Origin of the sequence: Arthrobacter sp. AL12 (assembly GCF_029960645.1) — a bacterium.
Classification (GTDB): domain Bacteria; phylum Actinomycetota; class Actinomycetes; order Actinomycetales; family Micrococcaceae; genus Arthrobacter.
Genome location: NZ_JASBQY010000018.1, coordinates 1 through 16,036 on the forward strand (window position 1 = coordinate 1; position 16,036 = coordinate 16,036).

At 69.6% G+C, this 16,036-nt stretch carries 18 protein-coding genes and 1 riboswitch; of the genes, 17 read left to right on the forward strand and 1 reads right to left on the reverse strand.

The window, feature by feature from the left end; translation table 11 throughout:
• The first annotated feature begins 287 nt into the window (after positions 1–287).
• The 12 genes from def to hisF all read left to right on the forward strand — a co-directional run bounded on the left by def (position 288) and on the right by hisF (position 10,928).
• The gene (def, locus tag QK291_RS16085) at positions 288–884 is read left to right on the forward strand and encodes a peptide deformylase (protein ID WP_282383685.1); all 597 of its coding nucleotides are present in this window, start codon (positions 288–290) and stop codon (positions 882–884) included.
• On the forward strand, positions 881–1,801 hold the full coding sequence (gene fmt / locus QK291_RS16090) for a methionyl-tRNA formyltransferase (protein WP_282383686.1): 921 nt from the start codon (positions 881–883) through the stop codon (positions 1,799–1,801). The genes def and fmt overlap by 4 nt, the downstream gene beginning before the upstream one ends.
• The gene (locus tag QK291_RS16095; RefSeq protein WP_282383688.1) at positions 1,798–3,462 is read left to right on the forward strand and encodes a transcription antitermination factor NusB; all 1,665 of its coding nucleotides are present in this window, start codon (positions 1,798–1,800) and stop codon (positions 3,460–3,462) included. Before fmt ends, QK291_RS16095 begins: the two co-directional genes overlap by 4 nt.
• A 73-nt stretch (positions 3,463–3,535) precedes the next feature.
• On the forward strand, positions 3,536–4,192 hold the full coding sequence (gene rpe / locus QK291_RS16100; RefSeq protein WP_282383690.1) for a ribulose-phosphate 3-epimerase: 657 nt from the start codon (positions 3,536–3,538) through the stop codon (positions 4,190–4,192).
• A 225-nt stretch (positions 4,193–4,417) separates the two neighbouring features.
• Positions 4,418–4,568: riboswitch (FMN riboswitch) on the forward strand.
• A gap of 156 nt (positions 4,569–4,724) precedes the next feature.
• Positions 4,725–6,002: a bifunctional diaminohydroxyphosphoribosylaminopyrimidine deaminase/5-amino-6-(5-phosphoribosylamino)uracil reductase RibD gene (gene ribD / locus QK291_RS16105; protein ID WP_282383692.1), complete on the forward strand. Its 1,278-nt coding sequence runs from the start codon at positions 4,725–4,727 to the stop codon at positions 6,000–6,002.
• Positions 6,002–6,658 carry a riboflavin synthase gene (locus tag QK291_RS16110; protein ID WP_282383694.1) on the forward strand — a complete coding sequence of 219 codons (657 nt, stop codon included), beginning with the start codon at positions 6,002–6,004 and terminating at the stop codon, positions 6,656–6,658. Before ribD ends, QK291_RS16110 begins: the two co-directional genes overlap by 1 nt.
• A 131-nt stretch (positions 6,659–6,789) precedes the next feature.
• Entirely contained in the window at positions 6,790–7,392 is a 603-nt protein-coding gene (gene ribB / locus QK291_RS16115) for a 3,4-dihydroxy-2-butanone-4-phosphate synthase (RefSeq protein ID WP_282383780.1), read from the forward strand.
• A gap of 13 nt (positions 7,393–7,405) precedes the next feature.
• Positions 7,406–8,098 carry a GTP cyclohydrolase II gene (gene ribA / locus QK291_RS16120; protein ID WP_282383695.1) on the forward strand — a complete coding sequence of 231 codons (693 nt, stop codon included), beginning with the start codon at positions 7,406–7,408 and terminating at the stop codon, positions 8,096–8,098.
• Between the two features lie 101 nt (positions 8,099–8,199).
• Positions 8,200–8,685, forward strand: a complete 486-nt coding sequence (ribH, locus tag QK291_RS16125; RefSeq protein WP_282383781.1) for a 6,7-dimethyl-8-ribityllumazine synthase — start codon at positions 8,200–8,202, stop codon at positions 8,683–8,685.
• A gap of 135 nt (positions 8,686–8,820) precedes the next feature.
• Positions 8,821–9,084, forward strand: coding sequence for a phosphoribosyl-ATP diphosphatase (locus QK291_RS16130; RefSeq protein WP_024367461.1), 264 nt, complete (start codon positions 8,821–8,823; stop codon positions 9,082–9,084).
• Positions 9,085–9,264: 180 nt separating this feature from the next.
• Positions 9,265–10,107 (forward strand): ATP phosphoribosyltransferase, encoded by an 843-nt coding sequence (gene hisG / locus QK291_RS16135; protein ID WP_282383696.1) that lies wholly within the window; start codon positions 9,265–9,267, stop codon positions 10,105–10,107.
• A 44-nt stretch (positions 10,108–10,151) separates the two neighbouring features.
• The gene (gene hisF / locus QK291_RS16140) at positions 10,152–10,928 is read left to right on the forward strand and encodes an imidazole glycerol phosphate synthase subunit HisF (protein ID WP_282383698.1); all 777 of its coding nucleotides are present in this window, start codon (positions 10,152–10,154) and stop codon (positions 10,926–10,928) included.
• Positions 10,929–11,040: 112 nt separating this feature from the next.
• Here hisF and QK291_RS16145 read toward each other — a convergent pair whose 3' ends face one another.
• Positions 11,041–11,685, reverse strand: coding sequence for a TIGR03085 family metal-binding protein (locus QK291_RS16145; RefSeq protein ID WP_282383700.1), 645 nt, complete (start codon positions 11,683–11,685; stop codon positions 11,041–11,043).
• Positions 11,686–11,840: 155 nt separating this feature from the next.
• Here QK291_RS16145 and hisI point away from each other — a divergent pair, with 155 nt between their 5' ends.
• The 5 genes from hisI (at position 11,841) to trpC (ending at position 15,953) form a co-directional block, all read left to right on the forward strand.
• Complete coding sequence (gene hisI, locus QK291_RS16150) at positions 11,841–12,320, forward strand: phosphoribosyl-AMP cyclohydrolase (RefSeq protein ID WP_282383701.1); 480 nt, start codon at positions 11,841–11,843, stop codon at positions 12,318–12,320.
• 194 nt (positions 12,321–12,514) lie between these two features.
• A complete protein-coding gene (locus QK291_RS16155) occupies positions 12,515–14,080 on the forward strand; it encodes an anthranilate synthase component I (protein ID WP_282383703.1) in 1,566 nt (521 codons plus the stop codon).
• Positions 14,077–14,715 (forward strand): Trp biosynthesis-associated membrane protein, encoded by a 639-nt coding sequence (locus QK291_RS16160; RefSeq protein WP_282383705.1) that lies wholly within the window; start codon positions 14,077–14,079, stop codon positions 14,713–14,715. The genes QK291_RS16155 and QK291_RS16160 overlap by 4 nt, the downstream gene beginning before the upstream one ends.
• Before the next feature lie 126 nt (positions 14,716–14,841).
• A complete protein-coding gene (locus QK291_RS16165) occupies positions 14,842–15,132 on the forward strand; it encodes an HGxxPAAW family protein (RefSeq protein ID WP_282383706.1) in 291 nt (96 codons plus the stop codon).
• Between the two features lie 2 nt (positions 15,133–15,134).
• Complete coding sequence (gene trpC, locus QK291_RS16170; RefSeq protein ID WP_282383707.1) at positions 15,135–15,953, forward strand: indole-3-glycerol phosphate synthase TrpC; 819 nt, start codon at positions 15,135–15,137, stop codon at positions 15,951–15,953.
• Positions 15,954–16,036: the final 83 nt, after the last annotated feature.

Here is a 16,036-nt window from a genome sequence, read left to right on the forward strand (position 1 = left end):
CATCCAGGAACCGCGGCCGGCCAAACTGCGTGCGAACCCCGGGTGAGAAGAGCACAGATCCGGGCGCTCCGTCCGTCCCAGCCCAGCGTGCACGTCCGTCCCAGCCCGTCCAGCGCGCCCGGCCCATCCCGCCGCGCGGTTTGCCCGCGATTCCGCGCGCGGCTGCCCAGCGGGGGCGCCGGTCCGCCCCGCCCGAGCCGATTCACCGACCCCGTCCGGGTCCGGTGCCCATGTGCAACTAAACTGGACTGGATCCCGTCGCCGCCCACTGTAAGGACAGATTGCACATGGCCATTTTGAATATCCGCATCATCGGGGATCCTGTGCTGCGCACATTCGCTGATCCCGTGACGGAATTCGGGCCTGAGCTGGCGAAGCTTGTTGCCGACATGACCGAGACCATGGAGGACGTGGACGGTGCCGGACTGGCCGCACCCCAGGTCGGCGTCAGCCAGCGCGTCTTCACTTACCGCATCGGCGGCGTCGAGGGACACATCATCAACCCCGTGCTGGAAAACAGTGACGACTTCCAGCCCGACGAGGTCGAGGGCTGCCTTTCCATCCCCGGCCTCGGTTTCCCGGTCCGCCGTCACCGGCATACCCGCGTCACCGGCGTCGACCAGCACGGCGACCCCGTCACGGTGGAGGGCGAAGGCATGCTGGCCCGGGCCTTCCAGCACGAAACCGACCACCTCGACGGCATCCTCTTCACGGACCGGCTCGAAGGTGAAGACCGGAAGACCGCGCTGCGCGCCATCCGGAACGCCAACTACGACTCCATCACCGAACAGACGACGGCGAAGCGCGCCAGGACGGTCGGCACCAGCTTCGGGTCCGGCAGCGCAGGTCCGGGCAGCTTCGGCTCCTTCGGTACCTCCCCGTGAGGGTTCTCTTCGCCGGGACACCGGCCGTGGCCGTGCCGTCCCTGGATGCCCTCGTCGCGGCGGGGTTCGACGTCGTCGCCGTCCTTACCCGCCCGGACGCGCCGCTCGGACGCAAACGCGTGCTGACGCCGTCGCCAGTTGCTGCCCGTGCCGCGGAACTGGGCATCAGGGTCATCCACGCGGCCAAGGTCGACGCCGCGGTGACGGAGCAGATCGCGGCCGCCGATCCCGACGTCGCCGCCATCGTGGCTTACGGCGGGCTCATTCCCCGGCCGGCCCTCTACCTTCCCCGGCATGGCTGGATCAACCTGCATTTCTCCCTGCTGCCGGCCTGGCGCGGCGCGGCGCCCGTGCAGCGGTCCCTGATCGCCGGCGATGATGTGACCGGGGCCGTTACCTTCCTGCTGGAGGAAGGACTGGACACCGGCCCGGTATTCGGCACCCTGACCGAAGCCGTGCGGCCCGACGACACCGCCGGGGCGCTGCTGGAGCGGCTCTCCCACAGCGGTGCCGTGCTGCTGGCCCAGACGCTCTCAGCCGTCGACGCCGGCCAGGCCGCCGCGGTGCCGCAGCAGGGCGAGGTCAGCCTCGCCCCCAAACTCACCCTCGGGGACGGCCGGCTCGACTGGCAGCAGCCCGCCCTCGCGATCGGACGGCGGGCCCGCGGGGTCACCCCTGAACCCGGCGCGTGGACCACCCTCGGCGGCCAGCGGATCAAGCTGGAACCCGTCATTCTGCGGCCCGGTGAGCCGGCGTTGAAACCCGGACACCTGGCCCTGGAGGGCAAGAGCGTGCTGGTGGGAACCGGCTCACACCCGGTGGAGCTCACCCGGGTCCAGCCTTCGGGGAAGAAAATGATGACCGCCGCCGACTGGGCGCGCGGACAGGCAACACTTGAAAGCGTGGTATTCGAATGAGTGAGTCCGGGACGAGCGGCAGCGGCCGAGGCAACGGCCCCCAGCGCGGCGGATCCGGCGGCCAGCGCGGCGCCGGCCAGGGCGGCCAGGCGGGCCAGGGCGGCCAGGCGGGCCAGGGCGGCCAGGCGGGCCAGGGCGGCCAGGGCGGCCGGAGCCGGGACGGGAGCCAGCGGAACGCACAGGGCCGGGAACGCAACCGCGGACCGCAGCGCGGCTTCACCGAGAACGCCCCGTCCCAGCGCACCCGCCGGGCAGACCCTGCCCGGCTCGTGGCCTTCGAGGTCCTGCGCGCCGTCGCCGCCGAGGACGCCTACGCCAACCTCGTGCTGCCCGCCCGGATCCGGCACCATAACCTGGACAAGCGCGACGCCGGCTTCGCCACGGAGCTGAGCTACGGGGCACTGCGCGGCCAGGGCACCTATGACGCGATCCTGGCCCGCTGCGTGGACCGTCCGCTGGACCAGCTGGACCCGGCCATCCTCGATGCCCTCCGGATCGGCGCCCACCAGCTGCTGGCCATGCGCGTCCCCGCCCACGCCGCCCTGGACCAGACCGTCGGCCTGGCCCGCGCCGTGATCGGCGCCGGGCCGTCGGCGCTCATCAACGCCGTGCTGCGCAAGGTGTCCGCCCGCACGCTCGAGGAGTGGCTGGACCTGCTGCTCAGCGACGAGACGGACGAGACCAAAAAAGCCGCCATCCGCTACGCCCACCCGGAGTGGATTGTCCGGGCCCTCCGGCAGTCCCTGGTGGCCCACGGCCGCCCGGTCAGCGAAATCAGCGACCTCCTCGAGGCCGACAACGCCGCCCCGGTGGTCAACCTCGTGGCACTCCCGGGGCTCGGCAGCCTGGACGAGGCCCTCGACGGCGGCGCCACGCCCGGCGAACTCGTCGAAGGCTCGGCGCTCTCCAGCGGCGGAGACCTCGGCCGGCTCGCCTCCGTCCGCGAAGGCACCACCCGTGTCCAGGACGTCGGCTCCCAGCTCGTGGCCCGCGCCATGGCCGCCGTCGACCTGGGCAGCACCCTGACTGCAGGGGACCGGAGCCCCGGCACGGAACCGTCAGCCGAACGCTGGCTGGACATGTGCGCCGGCCCCGGCGGCAAGGCGGCCCTGCTCGCCGCCCTCGCCCGGGAACGGGGTGCCACCTTGCTGGCCAACGAACCCGCCCCGCACCGCGCCAAACTGGTCCGGCAGGCCCTCGCTGCCGTGCCGCACGAGGTCTGGCATGTGCGGACCGGAGACGGCCGCGACGTGGGCACGGAGATGCCGGAGAGCTTTGACCGGGTGCTCGTCGACGCGCCCTGCACCGGACTCGGCGCCCTGCGGCGCCGCCCGGAATCCCGCTGGCGCCGGACGCCCAAGGACCTGGCGGACCTCGGCCCGCTGCAGCGCGAGCTGCTCAAGTCCGCGCTGGGCGCCGTGAAGCCCGGGGGCGTGGTCGCCTACGTGACCTGCTCACCGCACCCGGCGGAGACAACCGCCGTCGTGAGTGATGTCATGCGCAAACGTGAGGACCTCGAACTGCTCGACGCCGGTGCGGTGCTGGACAGCGTCAGCCTCACGGGCCACCTCGACGCCGGACACGAGCTCACTGCCCAGCTTTGGCCGCATGTTCACCGGACGGACGCCATGTTCCTGGCGCTCATCCACAAAAAGGCCTGATTACAGGGAATACTGGGGCACTGGAGCCCGCGCCCTTGACAGGACACCTCAGCAGAACGACAAGGAATTCCACATGGCCAAGTGCTGTATCAACCCGAGCATTCTCTCCGCCGACTTCGCCAACCTCGAAGCCGAACTGCGCAAAATCAGCACCGCCGATGCAGTGCACGTGGATGTCATGGACAACCACTTTGTCCCCAATCTCTCGCTGGGGTTGCCGGTGGTGGCGCGCCTGCAGGAGATCAGCCCGGTGCCGCTGGATGCCCACCTGATGATCGAGCATGCGGACCGCTGGGCTCCGGCCTACGCCGAGGCCGGCGTCGCATCCGTGACGTTCCACGCCGAGGCCTCGATTGCGCCGATCAAGCTGGCACGGGAGCTTCGGGCCCGCGGGGCGAAGGCAGGGCTCGCGCTCCGGCCGGGCAGCGGGGTGGAACCTTTCCTGGACATGCTCGGTGAGATCGACATGCTGCTGATCATGACGGTGGAACCGGGATTCGGGGGCCAGGAATTCCTGGACCTCACGCTGCCGAAGATCCGCCGGGCCCGCGCCGCGATTGACGCGTCCGGGCTGGACGTGGCGCTGCAGGTCGACGGCGGCATCACCGAAGCCACGATCTGGCGTGCCGCGGACGCCGGCGCCAACGTCTTCGTGGCCGGTTCCGCCGTCTACGGTGCCGATGATCCTGCCAAGGCCATCGAACGGCTCCGCACCGCGGGCCAGCGCTGACTGCCAAGCCGCTTGCCGACCGCACCCCGGGTCAGTCCGCCAGCGTGGACCGCTGGCCGGCGCCCACCGCGCTGGCTGCCAAGCCGCTTGCCGACCGCACCGCTGGCCACCGCCCGCCGCGCCGCCGGCGGCCGGCACGCCGGGGCGAAAATGACGCAAGCCGTAACATCCTGCCGGCGGGAATAGCCGAAGCTACCCGGCGGTTGTGCCAGAATAGCAAGACACATACGTGCTCCGGGGTCGGTGTAAGTCCGAACCGGCGGTTATAGTCCGCGACCCGCGCGCCGGCGCTTCCCCTGGGAAGGCTGCCGGCAGACGGTTGAACCGGTGGAACTCCGGTACCGACAGTTAAAGTCTGGATGAGAGAAGCACGTACAGCTTTTACTGCGGTGCCCTCATGGCGCCGCGGAAGTTCGCTGTCGTATACCCCCGGAGCCATCGCGGCTTTTGAGGGAAGGAACGACAACTACATGAACTCTCTGCGATGGCTCTTCACCACCACTCCGGTTTTCGAAAGCCCGGTGGCAGGCTGATGAGCCTCAGACACCCCACACCCGAGACGGCCGCCGACGCGGGGGCCGTGGCCGGTTTCAGCGCAGCCGAGGTCGCCGCCATGGACGCCGCCCTCGCAGCAGCCCGGCAGGGGCCGCGGGGCGCGAACCCGCTGGTCGGCGCCGTCGTGATCAAGGCTGACGGAACCCGGATTGCCACGGGCCACCACCGCGGGGCCGGCACCGCTCACGCGGAAGCCGACGCGATCGACCAGGCACAGGCCGCCGGCCTGGACCTCAGCGGTGCCACGATGGTGGTCACGCTGGAGCCGTGCAACCACTGCGGACGCACGGGGCCCTGCGCCGAGGCGATCATCGGGGCCGGCATCACGGACGTCGTCTACGCGATCGACGATCCGCACGACCCCGCCGCCGGCGGCGCGGAAACACTGCGCGCCGCGGGGGTCCGCGTCCGCTCCGGACTCGGCGCCGAGGCCGCCCTGGAGCTGAACCGGCGCTGGCTCGACGCCGTTGCGGCCACCCGCCCCTTCGTCACCCTTCACATCGCGCAGACCCTCGACAGCCGGATCGCCGCCAGCGACGGCACCAGCCAGTGGATTTCCTGCCCGGAATCGCTCGCCGACAACCACGCCCTGCGCGGCCGGATCGACGCGATTCTGGTTGGCACCCAGACGGTGCTGGTCGACAACCCGCGCCTCACCGCCCGCGGTGCCGACGGCGAACCGGCCGCCCGCCAGCCGCTGCGCGTGGTGATGGGCTACCGGGGGATTCCCGACGGCGCCGCCATCAACGGCGACGACGGCAAGGTCCTCCACCTGCCCACCCGGAATCCGCGGGAGGCGCTGGACGGGCTGTTTGCCGCCGGGGTCCGCCACCTCATGGTCGAAGGCGGTTCCCGGATCCTCAGTGCCTTCCTCGCGGCCGGGCTCGTCGACGAACTCATCGTCTACCTGGCCCCGACGCTTCTCGGCTCCGGAACCCCGGCACTGGAGGACCTCGGCATCACCACCCTGGCCGAGGCCCAGCAGTGGGAATGGGACCCCGCCTCCGGCGGGGCGGTCCAACAGCTTGGCCGCGACCTGCGGCTGCACCTGCGCCCTGCCCTGACAGCCGGCGCCTCAACAACCAGCGCTGAGACAACCAGCGCTACAACCAGCGCTACAACCAGCCAGACGGCCAGCGCCCAGATAGCCAGCGCGGCTGCCGGCGCCCCGGCACCCGTGCCGGCCGCCACCAAAACTTCAGCCGATTCAACCCCGCTCCGCACAGGTGCGGACACCGCCGCAGGAGGCAACTGATGTTCACCGGAATTATCGCCGAGCAGGGGAAGGTGTTGTCCGTTGACCGCAACGGCGACATCAGCGCCACCGTCCGGCTCCACGCACCCGGCAGCACCGACGGACTCGCGCTCGGCGGCTCCATCTCCGTCAACGGCGTCTGCCTCACGGCCACGGAAATCGACGGCAAGGACTTCAGTGTTGACGTGATGGGCGAAACCCTGACACGCAGCACCATCGGCGAACTCGCCGCAGGCGACCCCGTCAACCTGGAACGCTGCGTCCCGGCCGGCGGCCGGCTCGACGGGCACGTCGTCCAGGGCCACGTCGACGGCGTCGGGCAGCTGCTGGAGCGCGAGGCGCTGGGCAACTGGGACCGGCTCCGCTTCGGCGTTCCCGCCGGACTGGCGCGCTACATCGCCGAGAAGGGGTCCATCGCCGTCGACGGCGTCTCCCTCACGGTGACCGCTGTGAGCCCGGCACCCGAACAGGCGCCGTGGTTCGAAGTCGGGCTGATCCCCACCACGCTGGCGGACACCGGACTGGGCGCGAAAGCCCCCGGCAGCCACGTGAACCTCGAAGTTGACGTCCTGGCGAAGTACACTGAGCGCCTGCTCGCTTTTTCAGGGCCGGCAGCCGGGGGAGCAGCAGAACACGCGAAGGGGGTAACAGCGTGAACACCGTCAAGGACATCCCTGCCCCGCAGCCCCTTCTCGCCGAGCCCGCCGAGTCTGCCCTGCCCGCGGAGCCTGCCGCCCCGGTCATCCCGCCGGCAGGCCTGGACCTCATCGAGGACGCCATCCGTGCCATGGCCGCCGGACGCCCCGTCCTGGTGGTCGACAACGAGGACCGCGAAAACGAAGGCGACATCATCTTCGCCGCCCAGCACGCCACCCCGGCCCTGATGGGCTGGACCATCCGGTACAGCTCCGGCGTGATCTGCGTACCGCTCGACGCCGGCCGGGCCGACGCCCTCGCGCTGCCGCCGATGGTCGAAATCAACGAGGATGCCAAGGGCACCGCCTACACGGTGTCCTGCGACGCCGCGGTGGGCGTCAGCACCGGAATCTCCGCCACGGACCGGGCTCTGACCGCCCGGATCCTGGCCGACCCCGGCAGCCAGCCGGCGGCGCTGACCCGCCCCGGGCACATATTTCCGCTCCGGGCCGTTAAGGGGGGAGTGCGGGAACGCCCCGGCCACACCGAAGCGGCCGTGGATCTGTGCCGGCTGGCCGGACTCGAGACCGTGGGAGTGATTGCTGAAGTGGTGCACGACAACGGGGAAATGATGAGGCTGGACGGACTACGTGGCTTCGCCCGCGAGCACGGCTGCCCGCTGGTCTCGATTGCGGATCTGGTGGCTTACCTTGAGGCCGGTCAGCCTGCCGGCCACACGACGGACACGGTTTAATGGAGGAGAAACGATGACGACGTCGGAAGCACAAGAACAGCGGGCTGCCGGACGCCAGCCGCATCCGGTTAGCGCCGGTCCGGTCGTCCAACTGCCCACAGCCTTCGGTGAATTCGTGGCGCAGGCCTGGACCGACCTGGCCACCGGCGCCGAGCATCTGGCGGTCAGCTCCCCGCTGCCGCCGGTTGACGGGACGGCCCCGCTGGTCCGGCTGCATTCGGAGTGCCTCACCGGCGACGTCTTCGGCTCCTACCGCTGTGACTGCGGGGAGCAGCTGGCCTATGCCCTCGAGATGATCAACGAATTCGGCGGGACCCTGCTCTACCTGCGCGGCCAGGAGGGGCGGGGGATCGGCCTGGCCAACAAAATGAAGGCCTACGCCCTGCAGGAAGCCGGCTTCGACACCGTGGAGGCCAACGAACAGCTGGGCCTGCCGGTGGATGCCCGCTGCTACAAGGCCGCGGCCCAGATCCTCGCGGACATGGGCCTGCATGAGGTGCGGCTGCTGAGCAACAACCCGGACAAGCAGGACCGGCTGGCCCGGGCCGGCGTCCGCGTCGTGGAGATGGTGCCCACCGAAGTCCCCTCCCGGGAGCAGAACATCCGGTACCTGCAGACCAAAAAGGACCGGATGGACCACCGGCTGGTCCTGGACATGGAGCCGGCTGCGCCGGTTGCCGTCCCCCGCAGCTTCGACCAGGACTGACCCCGAACGGATTTCAGCCGGCCCGCCCGGGCCGGCCCGAGGTTTCGGCACGCACACTTTTCGGCATGCACACCACAACTGAGCAGAACAAGGATTCCCAGATGAGCGGACACGGCGCACCACAGATTGACCTCAGCACCTTCAATCCGGAGGAAACCTCCCAGCTGAAACTGGCCATCGTGGCCGCGAGCTGGCACACCCAGATCATGGACGGGCTGCTGGACGGCGCCCTGCGCGCGGCGAAGGACGCCGGCATCAGCGAACCGACCGTGCTTCGGGTCCCCGGCACCTTCGAGCTCCCCGTCGCCGCCGCCCGGCTGGCACCGCACTTCGACGCCGTCGTGGCGCTCGGCGTCGTGATCCGCGGCGGAACCCCGCACTTCGAGTACGTCTGCGAAGCGGCCACGCTGGGCCTGACCGAGGTCTCGGTCCGCACCGGCGTCCCTGTTGGCTTCGGCGTGCTCACCTGCGACACCGAACAGCAGGGCATCGACCGGGCCGGGCTCCCGGGCTCCACCGAAGACAAGGGCCACGAGGCCGTAACCGCCGCCCTCGCTACAGCGGTGACACTCCAGCAGTTCAGCTGAGGCTGCGCACCAGATCCTGCCGGGCCCCGCGCGGGGCCCGGCCGGACCCTGCGTTCTGTGTAATCGCTCACATCCCCGCCGTCATGCAAGGGCCCGGCAGGTGCCCTCCGGCCGCGAGCAAGTAGGCTGGAGGGCGTGAAGAATTTCGAATCGCTGTTCGCAGAACTGAGTGAGAAGGCAGCCGTCCGTCCGGAGGGCTCCCGCACCGTCGCCGAACTGGATTCCGGAGTCCACGGCATCGGCAAGAAAGTCGTGGAGGAAGCAGCCGAGGTCTGGATGGCTGCCGAGTACGAATCCGACGAAGCCGCCGCCGAGGAAATCTCGCAGCTGCTCTATCACCTGCAGGTTCTGATGCTCGCCAAAGGACTCAGCCTGGAAGACGTCTACAAGCATCTCTAGCCACGTCCGTGCCGGAACCGGCCAGGCTCTGACCTGCGGTTCCGTTGTATCGCGTGGCCCGCTGTGCCTGAACCTGACTGACCCCGGACCGGCTGTTCCTGAACGGATGTTCGTGAACAGACTGTTTCTGAATGGACTGTTTTTGAATGGACTTCGTCCCGACCAAGAAAGACTTCCCCCATGCTGAGAGTTGCCGTCCCGAACAAGGGATCCCTGTCCGAAGCCGCCTCCGCCATGCTCGCCGAGGCCGGCTACCGCCAGCGCCGCGACACCCGCGAGCTGGTCATGCTGGACCCGGACAACGACATTGAGTTCTTCTTCCTCCGCCCCCGCGACATCGCCGTCTACGTCGGCCAGGGCACGCTCGACGTCGGCATCACCGGCCGCGACCTGCTCCTGGACGCCGAGGTGGAGGCCGAGGAACTGCTCCCGCTGGGCTTCGCTGCCTCCACCTTCCGCTTCGCCGGCCCGGTCGGCGACTTCGCCACGGTGGAACAGCTCGAAGGAAAGCGCCTGGCCACCAGCTACGACGGGCTGCTCCGCGGCTACCTCGCCGAGCGCGGCATCAAGGCCAAGGTCGTCCGCCTCGACGGAGCCGTCGAATCCTCCGTGCGCCTCGGCGTCGCGGACGCGATCGCCGACGTCGTCGAAACCGGCAACACGCTCAAGGCCGCCGGCATGGAGATCTTCGGGCTGCCCATCCTGCACTCCGAAGCCGTCCTGATCGGCCGCAAGGGCGAGCGGAACCCGGCCGCCGACGTGCTGATCCGCCGGCTCCAGGGCGTCCTCGTGGCGCACCAGTACGTCATGATGGACTACGACATCCGCAAGGAACTCGTGGAAGAAGCCGCGGCCCTCACGCCCGGCCTGGAATCTCCGACGGTCTCGCCGCTGCGCGATTCGGACTGGGTTGCCGTCCGCTCGATGGTGCCGAAGAAGCAGACCAACCGGATCATGGACGAGCTCTACGACCTCGGCGCGCGCGCCATCCTGGTCAGCACGATCCACGCCTGCCGCATCTGACCGGCGCGCGTCAACCTTTTCGTAAGCGAATCCCAGGAGAAGTCATGGCTGTAGCCGTCCGCGTTATCCCGTGCCTGGACGTTGATGCCGGCCGCGTCGTCAAGGGCATCAACTTCGAGGGCCTGCGCGACGCCGGGGACCCGGTGGAACTCGCGCACCGCTACGACAACGGCGGCGCCGACGAGCTGACCTTCCTTGACGTCACGGCGTCCTCGGGCAACCGGGAGACCACCTTCGATGTCGTCCGGCGCACGGCCGAGGAAGTCTTCATCCCGCTGACCGTCGGCGGCGGCGTCCGCGGCGTGGCCGAAGTGGACAAGCTCCTGCGCTTCGGCGCGGACAAAGCGGCGATCAACACCGCAGCCGTCGCCCGGCCCGACGTGATCGACGAGATCACCCGGCACTTCGGGTCCCAGGTGCTGGTGCTGTCGCTCGACGCGCGGCGCACCCGCCCGGGGTCGGAGCCCACCGCCTCCGGCTTCGAGGTCACCACGCACGGCGGCCGCCAGGGCACCGGCATCGATGCCATCGCCTGGGCCCGTGAAGCGGCCGACCGCGGGGTGGGGGAGATCCTGCTGAACTCGATCGACGCCGACGGCACCAAGGACGGCTTCGACCTGGAACTGATCCGCCTCGCACGGGCCGCCGTCAAGGTCCCGCTCATCGCCTCCGGCGGTGCCGGCAAGCCGGAGCACTTCCCGCCGGCCGTGGCGGCCGGCGCCGACGCCGTGCTCGCCGCGTCCGTCTTCCACTTCGGCCCGCTGGACATGATCGCCCAGGTCAAGGCCGCAATCCGGAACGCCGGCTTCGAAGTCCGCTGACCCCACCACCCACCCAGCGGCTTAAAGCAACGCGGGGTCAGGTAACGCCCGTACCGGAGGGGATTTTGGGCGGTAGGTGACCCCGCGTTGCTTTGTGTGGCGGTGTTGGGGACTAGAGCCCGACTTCGGCGGACTGCAGGAGCGCGACGGCGTCCGGCTGGCCTTCGAAGGTCACGAGCGCGTGGCGGGTGCGCCCATGCGCGTGCATCAGGAGTTCGCCCGGCTCACCGACGATCGCCACCGAGACCGGGGCGCGCTTGGCGACGTGCCGGGGGCCGGAGGGGCGCACCAGCACAATACCGAGGTCCACACCGCGGTAAAGGATGGCCGCGCGCTTCACCAGTTCATCCCAAAGGGCGTCCGAGTACTCCTCGTCGAGGGCGCGGGGCGCCCAGCGGTCCACGGCGCGGCGGACGTCCTCGGTGTGGACGAAGTATTCGATCAGGTTGGCGCTTTCGTCCACGGCCTTGATCTTCATTGGCGAGAACGCGGAGGGGCCGGCGCGGAAGGAGTTGACGAGCTTGTTGTACTCCTCCGGCGTCGTGAGCTTGGCGGCCAGTGCGGCCGTGGCCTGGTCCGACGCCCTGGCCAGGCGCTTGATCAGCAGGCCGAGTCCGACGGCGGCTTTCCGCTCGCGCAGGTACAGGTGGGCGGCAAGGTCCCTGGTACGCCAGCCCTTACAGAGCGTGGGGGAGTCAGGACCGGCCGCCAGCAAGGTTTCGGCCAGAACTTCTCGGGAGGGATCGACGAAATACATCACTTGTGAAACTAGCACGAGACGACGGCGCGTGTGCACCTGAACCGCCGTCGTTGTGGCCCCGGGGAAGTGATTTACGCCGTGATGGCGCGGATGTTAAGCGGGGCGCCGGGGAACTGGGCGGCGCCCCGCGCCAAGGCACTAGACTTGAGCTGATGTCTGAGCACCCCGCCCCCGCCCTTATTAATGGAAGCCCCGTTGATGGAAGCCCCGTTGATGGCACCACCGTCACGGGAGAGCCCGTCGGCACCGCCGTTCCCGGCCCGCCCGCGCCCGCAAGCCCGCTCCCGGCGGGCCTCGCTGACGCCCTGAAACGTGACAGCGCCGGCCTGGTCGCAGCGATCGTGCAGCAGTACGACACCAACGAGGTGCTCATGCTGGGCTGGATGGACGACGAGGCCCTGCACCGCACCATGACCAGCGGACGGGTGACGTTCTACTCCCGCTCCCGCCAGGAGTACTGGCGCAAGGGGGACACCTCAGGCCACGTGCAGTGGGTCAAATCCCTCGCGATGGACTGCGACGGCGACGCGCTGCTGGTCCGCGTGGACCAGGTCGGCGCGGCCTGCCACACCGGGACCCGGACCTGCTTCGAGGGCCGCGGTCTCGACGTCGTCACCGGCCACGCCGGCTGACCGGGGACGCCGGCCGGCCCGATAAACCACCGGCCTGGTGAACCGCCGGCGCGGCAATCCACCGGCCGGCCCGGCCGCTGGCGGCGGCGCGCAGCCGCACAACACAGCCGCACGATGGGGACAGCCCCACAACGAGGACAGCCCCATACTCTCAACCTTCAGGACCACTGAAAGAACAGGCGGAAACCACAGCCATGCAGGACCTTGGAATCATCAGCCCGGGCCTGGAGGAGTTCCGTGAACTCGCAGGCCACAGCCGTGTCATCCCCGTCCGGCTGAAGGTGCTGGCTGACGCAGAAACCCCGATCGGGCTGTACCGCAAACTCGCCCAGGGCCAGCCCGGCACGTTCCTGATGGAGTCCGCGGCCGTCGGCGGCTCCTGGTCCCGCTACTCCTTCATCGGCGCCCGCTCCCGGGCCACCCTGACCACCAAGGACGGCCAGGCGCACTGGCTCGGCGAACCGCCCGTCGGCGTTCCGCTGGGCGGCAGCCCGGTGGACGCCATCCGGGACACCGTCGAGGCCCTCCGCACCGACCGTTTCGACGGCCTTCCACCGTTCACCTCCGGCCTGGTCGGCTTCCTCGGCTGGGAAACCGTCCGGCACTGGGAGAGGCTCACCAGCCCGCCCGAGGACGATCTGGAGCTGCCGGAAATGGCGCTGAACCTCGTCACCGACATGGCGGTGCACGACAACATGGACGGCACCGTGCTGCTGATCGCCAATGCGATCAACTTCGACAACAGCACCGAGCGGGTCGACGAGGCCTGGCATGACGCCGTCGCCCGGGTCAAGGCCTTGCTGGCGCAGGTCAGCACCCCCGTCCAGCAGCCCGTCTCCGTGCTGGACGCCGCCGCCCTGGACTTCGCCTCCAGCGTGCAGGAACGCTGGGATGAGACGGACTACCTCGCCGCCCTGGACCGGAGCAAGGAAGCGATCGTCGACGGCGAAGTCTTCCAGGTGGTCATCTCGCGCCGCTTCGAAATGGAATGCGGCGCGGACCCGCTGGATGTCTACCGGGTGCTGCGGAACACCAACCCGAGCCCCTACATGTACATCTTCAGCCTCGAGGACGCCGACGGCCGGCAGTACTCGATCGTGGGGTCCTCCCCGGAAGCGCTCGTGACAGTGACCGGCGAGGAAGTCATCACCCACCCCATCGCCGGTTCCCGGCCGCGCGGCAAGACCGTGGAGGCGGACAAGGCACTGGCCGAGGAGCTCCTCGCGGACGAGAAGGAACGCGCCGAGCACCTGATGCTGGTGGATCTGTCCCGCAACGACCTGTCCAAGGTCTGTGTGGCCGGCTCCGTGGACGTCACCCAGTTCATGGAGGTCGAGCGCTTCAGCCACATCATGCACCTGGTCTCCACCGTGGTCGGCAAGCTGGCGCCCACAGCCAAAGCCTACGACGTGCTGAAAGCGACCTTCCCGGCCGGAACGCTGTCCGGCGCCCCCAAACCCCGCGCGCTGCGCCTGCTCGATGAGCTGGAACCGCACCGCCGCGGGATCTACGGGGGAGTGGTGGGCTACCTGGACTTCGCCGGTGACATGGACATGGCCATCGCCATCCGCTCGGCCCTGCTGCGCGAAGGCCGCGCCTACGTACAGGCCGGCGGCGGCATCGTGGCCGACTCGGTGAACGCCACCGAGGCTCTGGAAACCGTCAACAAGGCCGCCGCCCCGATGCGCGCCGTGCACACGGCCCGGTCGCTGCGCAACATCACGCCGGAGTCCGTTTCCGACGCCGGGACGCAGGCATGAGCGGCACCACGGTCAGGAGCACCAGCCCCGTCGTTCCCAGCTGGGCCCGGAAATCCACCCTCGTGCTGGCCATCGCCGCCCTGGCGCTCGTCGTCTTCGGCACCACCACGCAGACTTGGCTCACCGTCCACCTCGACCCGGCCCAGCTCGGGGCGGCCGTCGATGCCCAGGACGGCCTGCAGGTGCAGGGCAGCAAAGCCGCGACCACGGTGACGGCGCTGGCGCTGGTGGCCCTCGCCGGCGGACTCGCCGTGTCGATTGCCGGCCGGATCGGCCGCTGGGTCATCACGGCGCTCATCCTGCTGGCCGCCGCCGGCATCGTCAGCGCCGCCGCGGTCGTTATTGCGGACCCGCTGGCCGCCGCCCAGGGCTCCATCGCCGCCGCCACCGGGATCACGGGCAGCGACGTGCAGGTGGACGTCACGGTGTTTCCGGCCCTCGCCGTCGTGGCCGGCGCCCTGCTGGGGCTCGGCGCCCTGCTGGTCATCCCGGCGGGCCGGTACTGGAAGGCGCGCACGAAATATGACATCGCAGCCACGGGTGCTGCCGCCGCCGGCGGGTCCGCGGCGCCGGCCGGTCCGGCGGACGAGATCGACAGCTGGGACCGGCTGTCGCGCGGTGACGACCCCACCTGAGCCGGTGCCGCGTGCGCGCCCAGAGCCGGTGCCGCGCGCGCGGCAAGTGGCGCGGCCAGTAACTCGGACAATTGGGCCGCCAATAAATGGCAGAATGTAAGCAGTATTCACCCTGAGGAGATTTCAATGAGCAAAGCATCTGTTTCCGCCCCCAAGCCCGCTGCCGGAACCGGCTACTCCTACGACGACATCGATCACCGCGAACCGACCGGGCACGGCAACAGCCCGGCCGCCTGGACCACGGTATTTGTTATGCTCGTCGGCGCCCTCATCATGTCCATCGCCTTTGTCATCGCCAACACCACGATCTTCATCGCGGGCGGCGTTGTGATGCTGCTTGGCCTGGTCATCGGCTTCGTCATGCGCAAGGCCGGCTACGGCGTGGGCGGCGGCAAGCTGAAGAACTCCGGCCACTAAGGGTGACTGTTCTCGATGACATCAATGCCGGTGTCAGGGAGGATATGGAGGTCCGTCAGCGCCTCGTCACGCTCGCGGAGCTGAAGGAACGCGCCGCCGAGGCCGCCCCGGCACGCGACGCCTGGACCGCCCTGGGCGGGGCCTCGCCGGCGCGCGGGCAGTTGAAGGTCATCGCCGAAATCAAGCGCCGCAGCCCCTCCAAGGGCGATCTCGCCAGCATCGCGGACCCCGCCTCGCTCGCCGTGCAGTACGCCGAGGGCGGCGCCGCCGCGATCAGCGTCCTCACCGAACAGCGCCGCTTCAACGGCTCCCTCGCGGATTTCGACGCCGTCCGGGCCGCCGTGGACACCCCGCTGCTGCGCAAGGACTTCATGATCGATGAGTACCAGATCTGGGAGGCCCGGGCACACGGCGCCGACCTGATCCTGCTGATCGTCGCGTCCCTGTCCGACGCGCAGCTGCGCGAGTTCAGCGCCCTCAGCCGCGAACTCGGCATGAACGTGCTGGTCGAGACACACACCGCCGAGGAAATCGAGCGGGCGGTTGCCGCCGAAGCCCGGATCATCGGTGTCAACGTGCGCAACCTCAAGACGCTCGACGTCGACCGTTCCGTTTTCGCCGAACTCGCCGGAGGCATCCCCGCCGGCGCGCTCATCATCGCGGAATCGGGCGTGCGCGGCGTCGACGACGTGCGGCATTTCGCCGCGAACGGCGCCAACGCGGTACTCGTCGGCGAAGCCCTGGTCAGCGACGCGACCCCGCGGGAGCGGATCGCCGAATTCATGGCCGCCGGAGCCCAAGCAATCGCCGCACGTTCCTGACCCGCGGTTCCTGCCGGGCACCTCCCGGCAGGACGCTGGCAGCACCTCCGTGCGGCACCCAGATCTAATCAACAGTGGAACAG

Bases quoted from the DNA above. Each gene is read 5' to 3' on its own strand.
- def (WP_282383685.1), top strand. From the start codon at position 288: ATGGCCATTTTGAATATCCGCATCATCGGGGATCCTGTGCTGCGCACA.
- QK291_RS16095 (WP_282383688.1), top strand. From the start codon at position 1,798: ATGAGTGAGTCCGGGACGAGCGGCAGCGGCCGAGGCAACGGCCCCCAG.
- rpe (WP_282383690.1), top strand. From the start codon at position 3,536: ATGGCCAAGTGCTGTATCAACCCGAGCATTCTCTCCGCCGACTTCGCC.
- ribD (WP_282383692.1), top strand. From the start codon at position 4,725: ATGAGCCTCAGACACCCCACACCCGAGACGGCCGCCGACGCGGGGGCC.
- QK291_RS16110 (WP_282383694.1), top strand. From the start codon at position 6,002: ATGTTCACCGGAATTATCGCCGAGCAGGGGAAGGTGTTGTCCGTTGAC.
- ribB (WP_282383780.1), top strand. From the start codon at position 6,790: ATGGCCGCCGGACGCCCCGTCCTGGTGGTCGACAACGAGGACCGCGAA.
- ribA (WP_282383695.1), top strand. From the start codon at position 7,406: ATGACGACGTCGGAAGCACAAGAACAGCGGGCTGCCGGACGCCAGCCG.
- ribH (WP_282383781.1), top strand. From the start codon at position 8,200: ATGAGCGGACACGGCGCACCACAGATTGACCTCAGCACCTTCAATCCG.
- hisG (WP_282383696.1), top strand. From the start codon at position 9,265: ATGCTGAGAGTTGCCGTCCCGAACAAGGGATCCCTGTCCGAAGCCGCC.
- hisF (WP_282383698.1), top strand. From the start codon at position 10,152: ATGGCTGTAGCCGTCCGCGTTATCCCGTGCCTGGACGTTGATGCCGGC.
- QK291_RS16145 (WP_282383700.1), bottom strand. From the start codon at position 11,685: ATGTATTTCGTCGATCCCTCCCGAGAAGTTCTGGCCGAAACCTTGCTG.
- hisI (WP_282383701.1), top strand. From the start codon at position 11,841: ATGTCTGAGCACCCCGCCCCCGCCCTTATTAATGGAAGCCCCGTTGAT.
- QK291_RS16155 (WP_282383703.1), top strand. From the start codon at position 12,515: ATGCAGGACCTTGGAATCATCAGCCCGGGCCTGGAGGAGTTCCGTGAA.
- QK291_RS16160 (WP_282383705.1), top strand. From the start codon at position 14,077: ATGAGCGGCACCACGGTCAGGAGCACCAGCCCCGTCGTTCCCAGCTGG.
- QK291_RS16165 (WP_282383706.1), top strand. From the start codon at position 14,842: ATGAGCAAAGCATCTGTTTCCGCCCCCAAGCCCGCTGCCGGAACCGGC.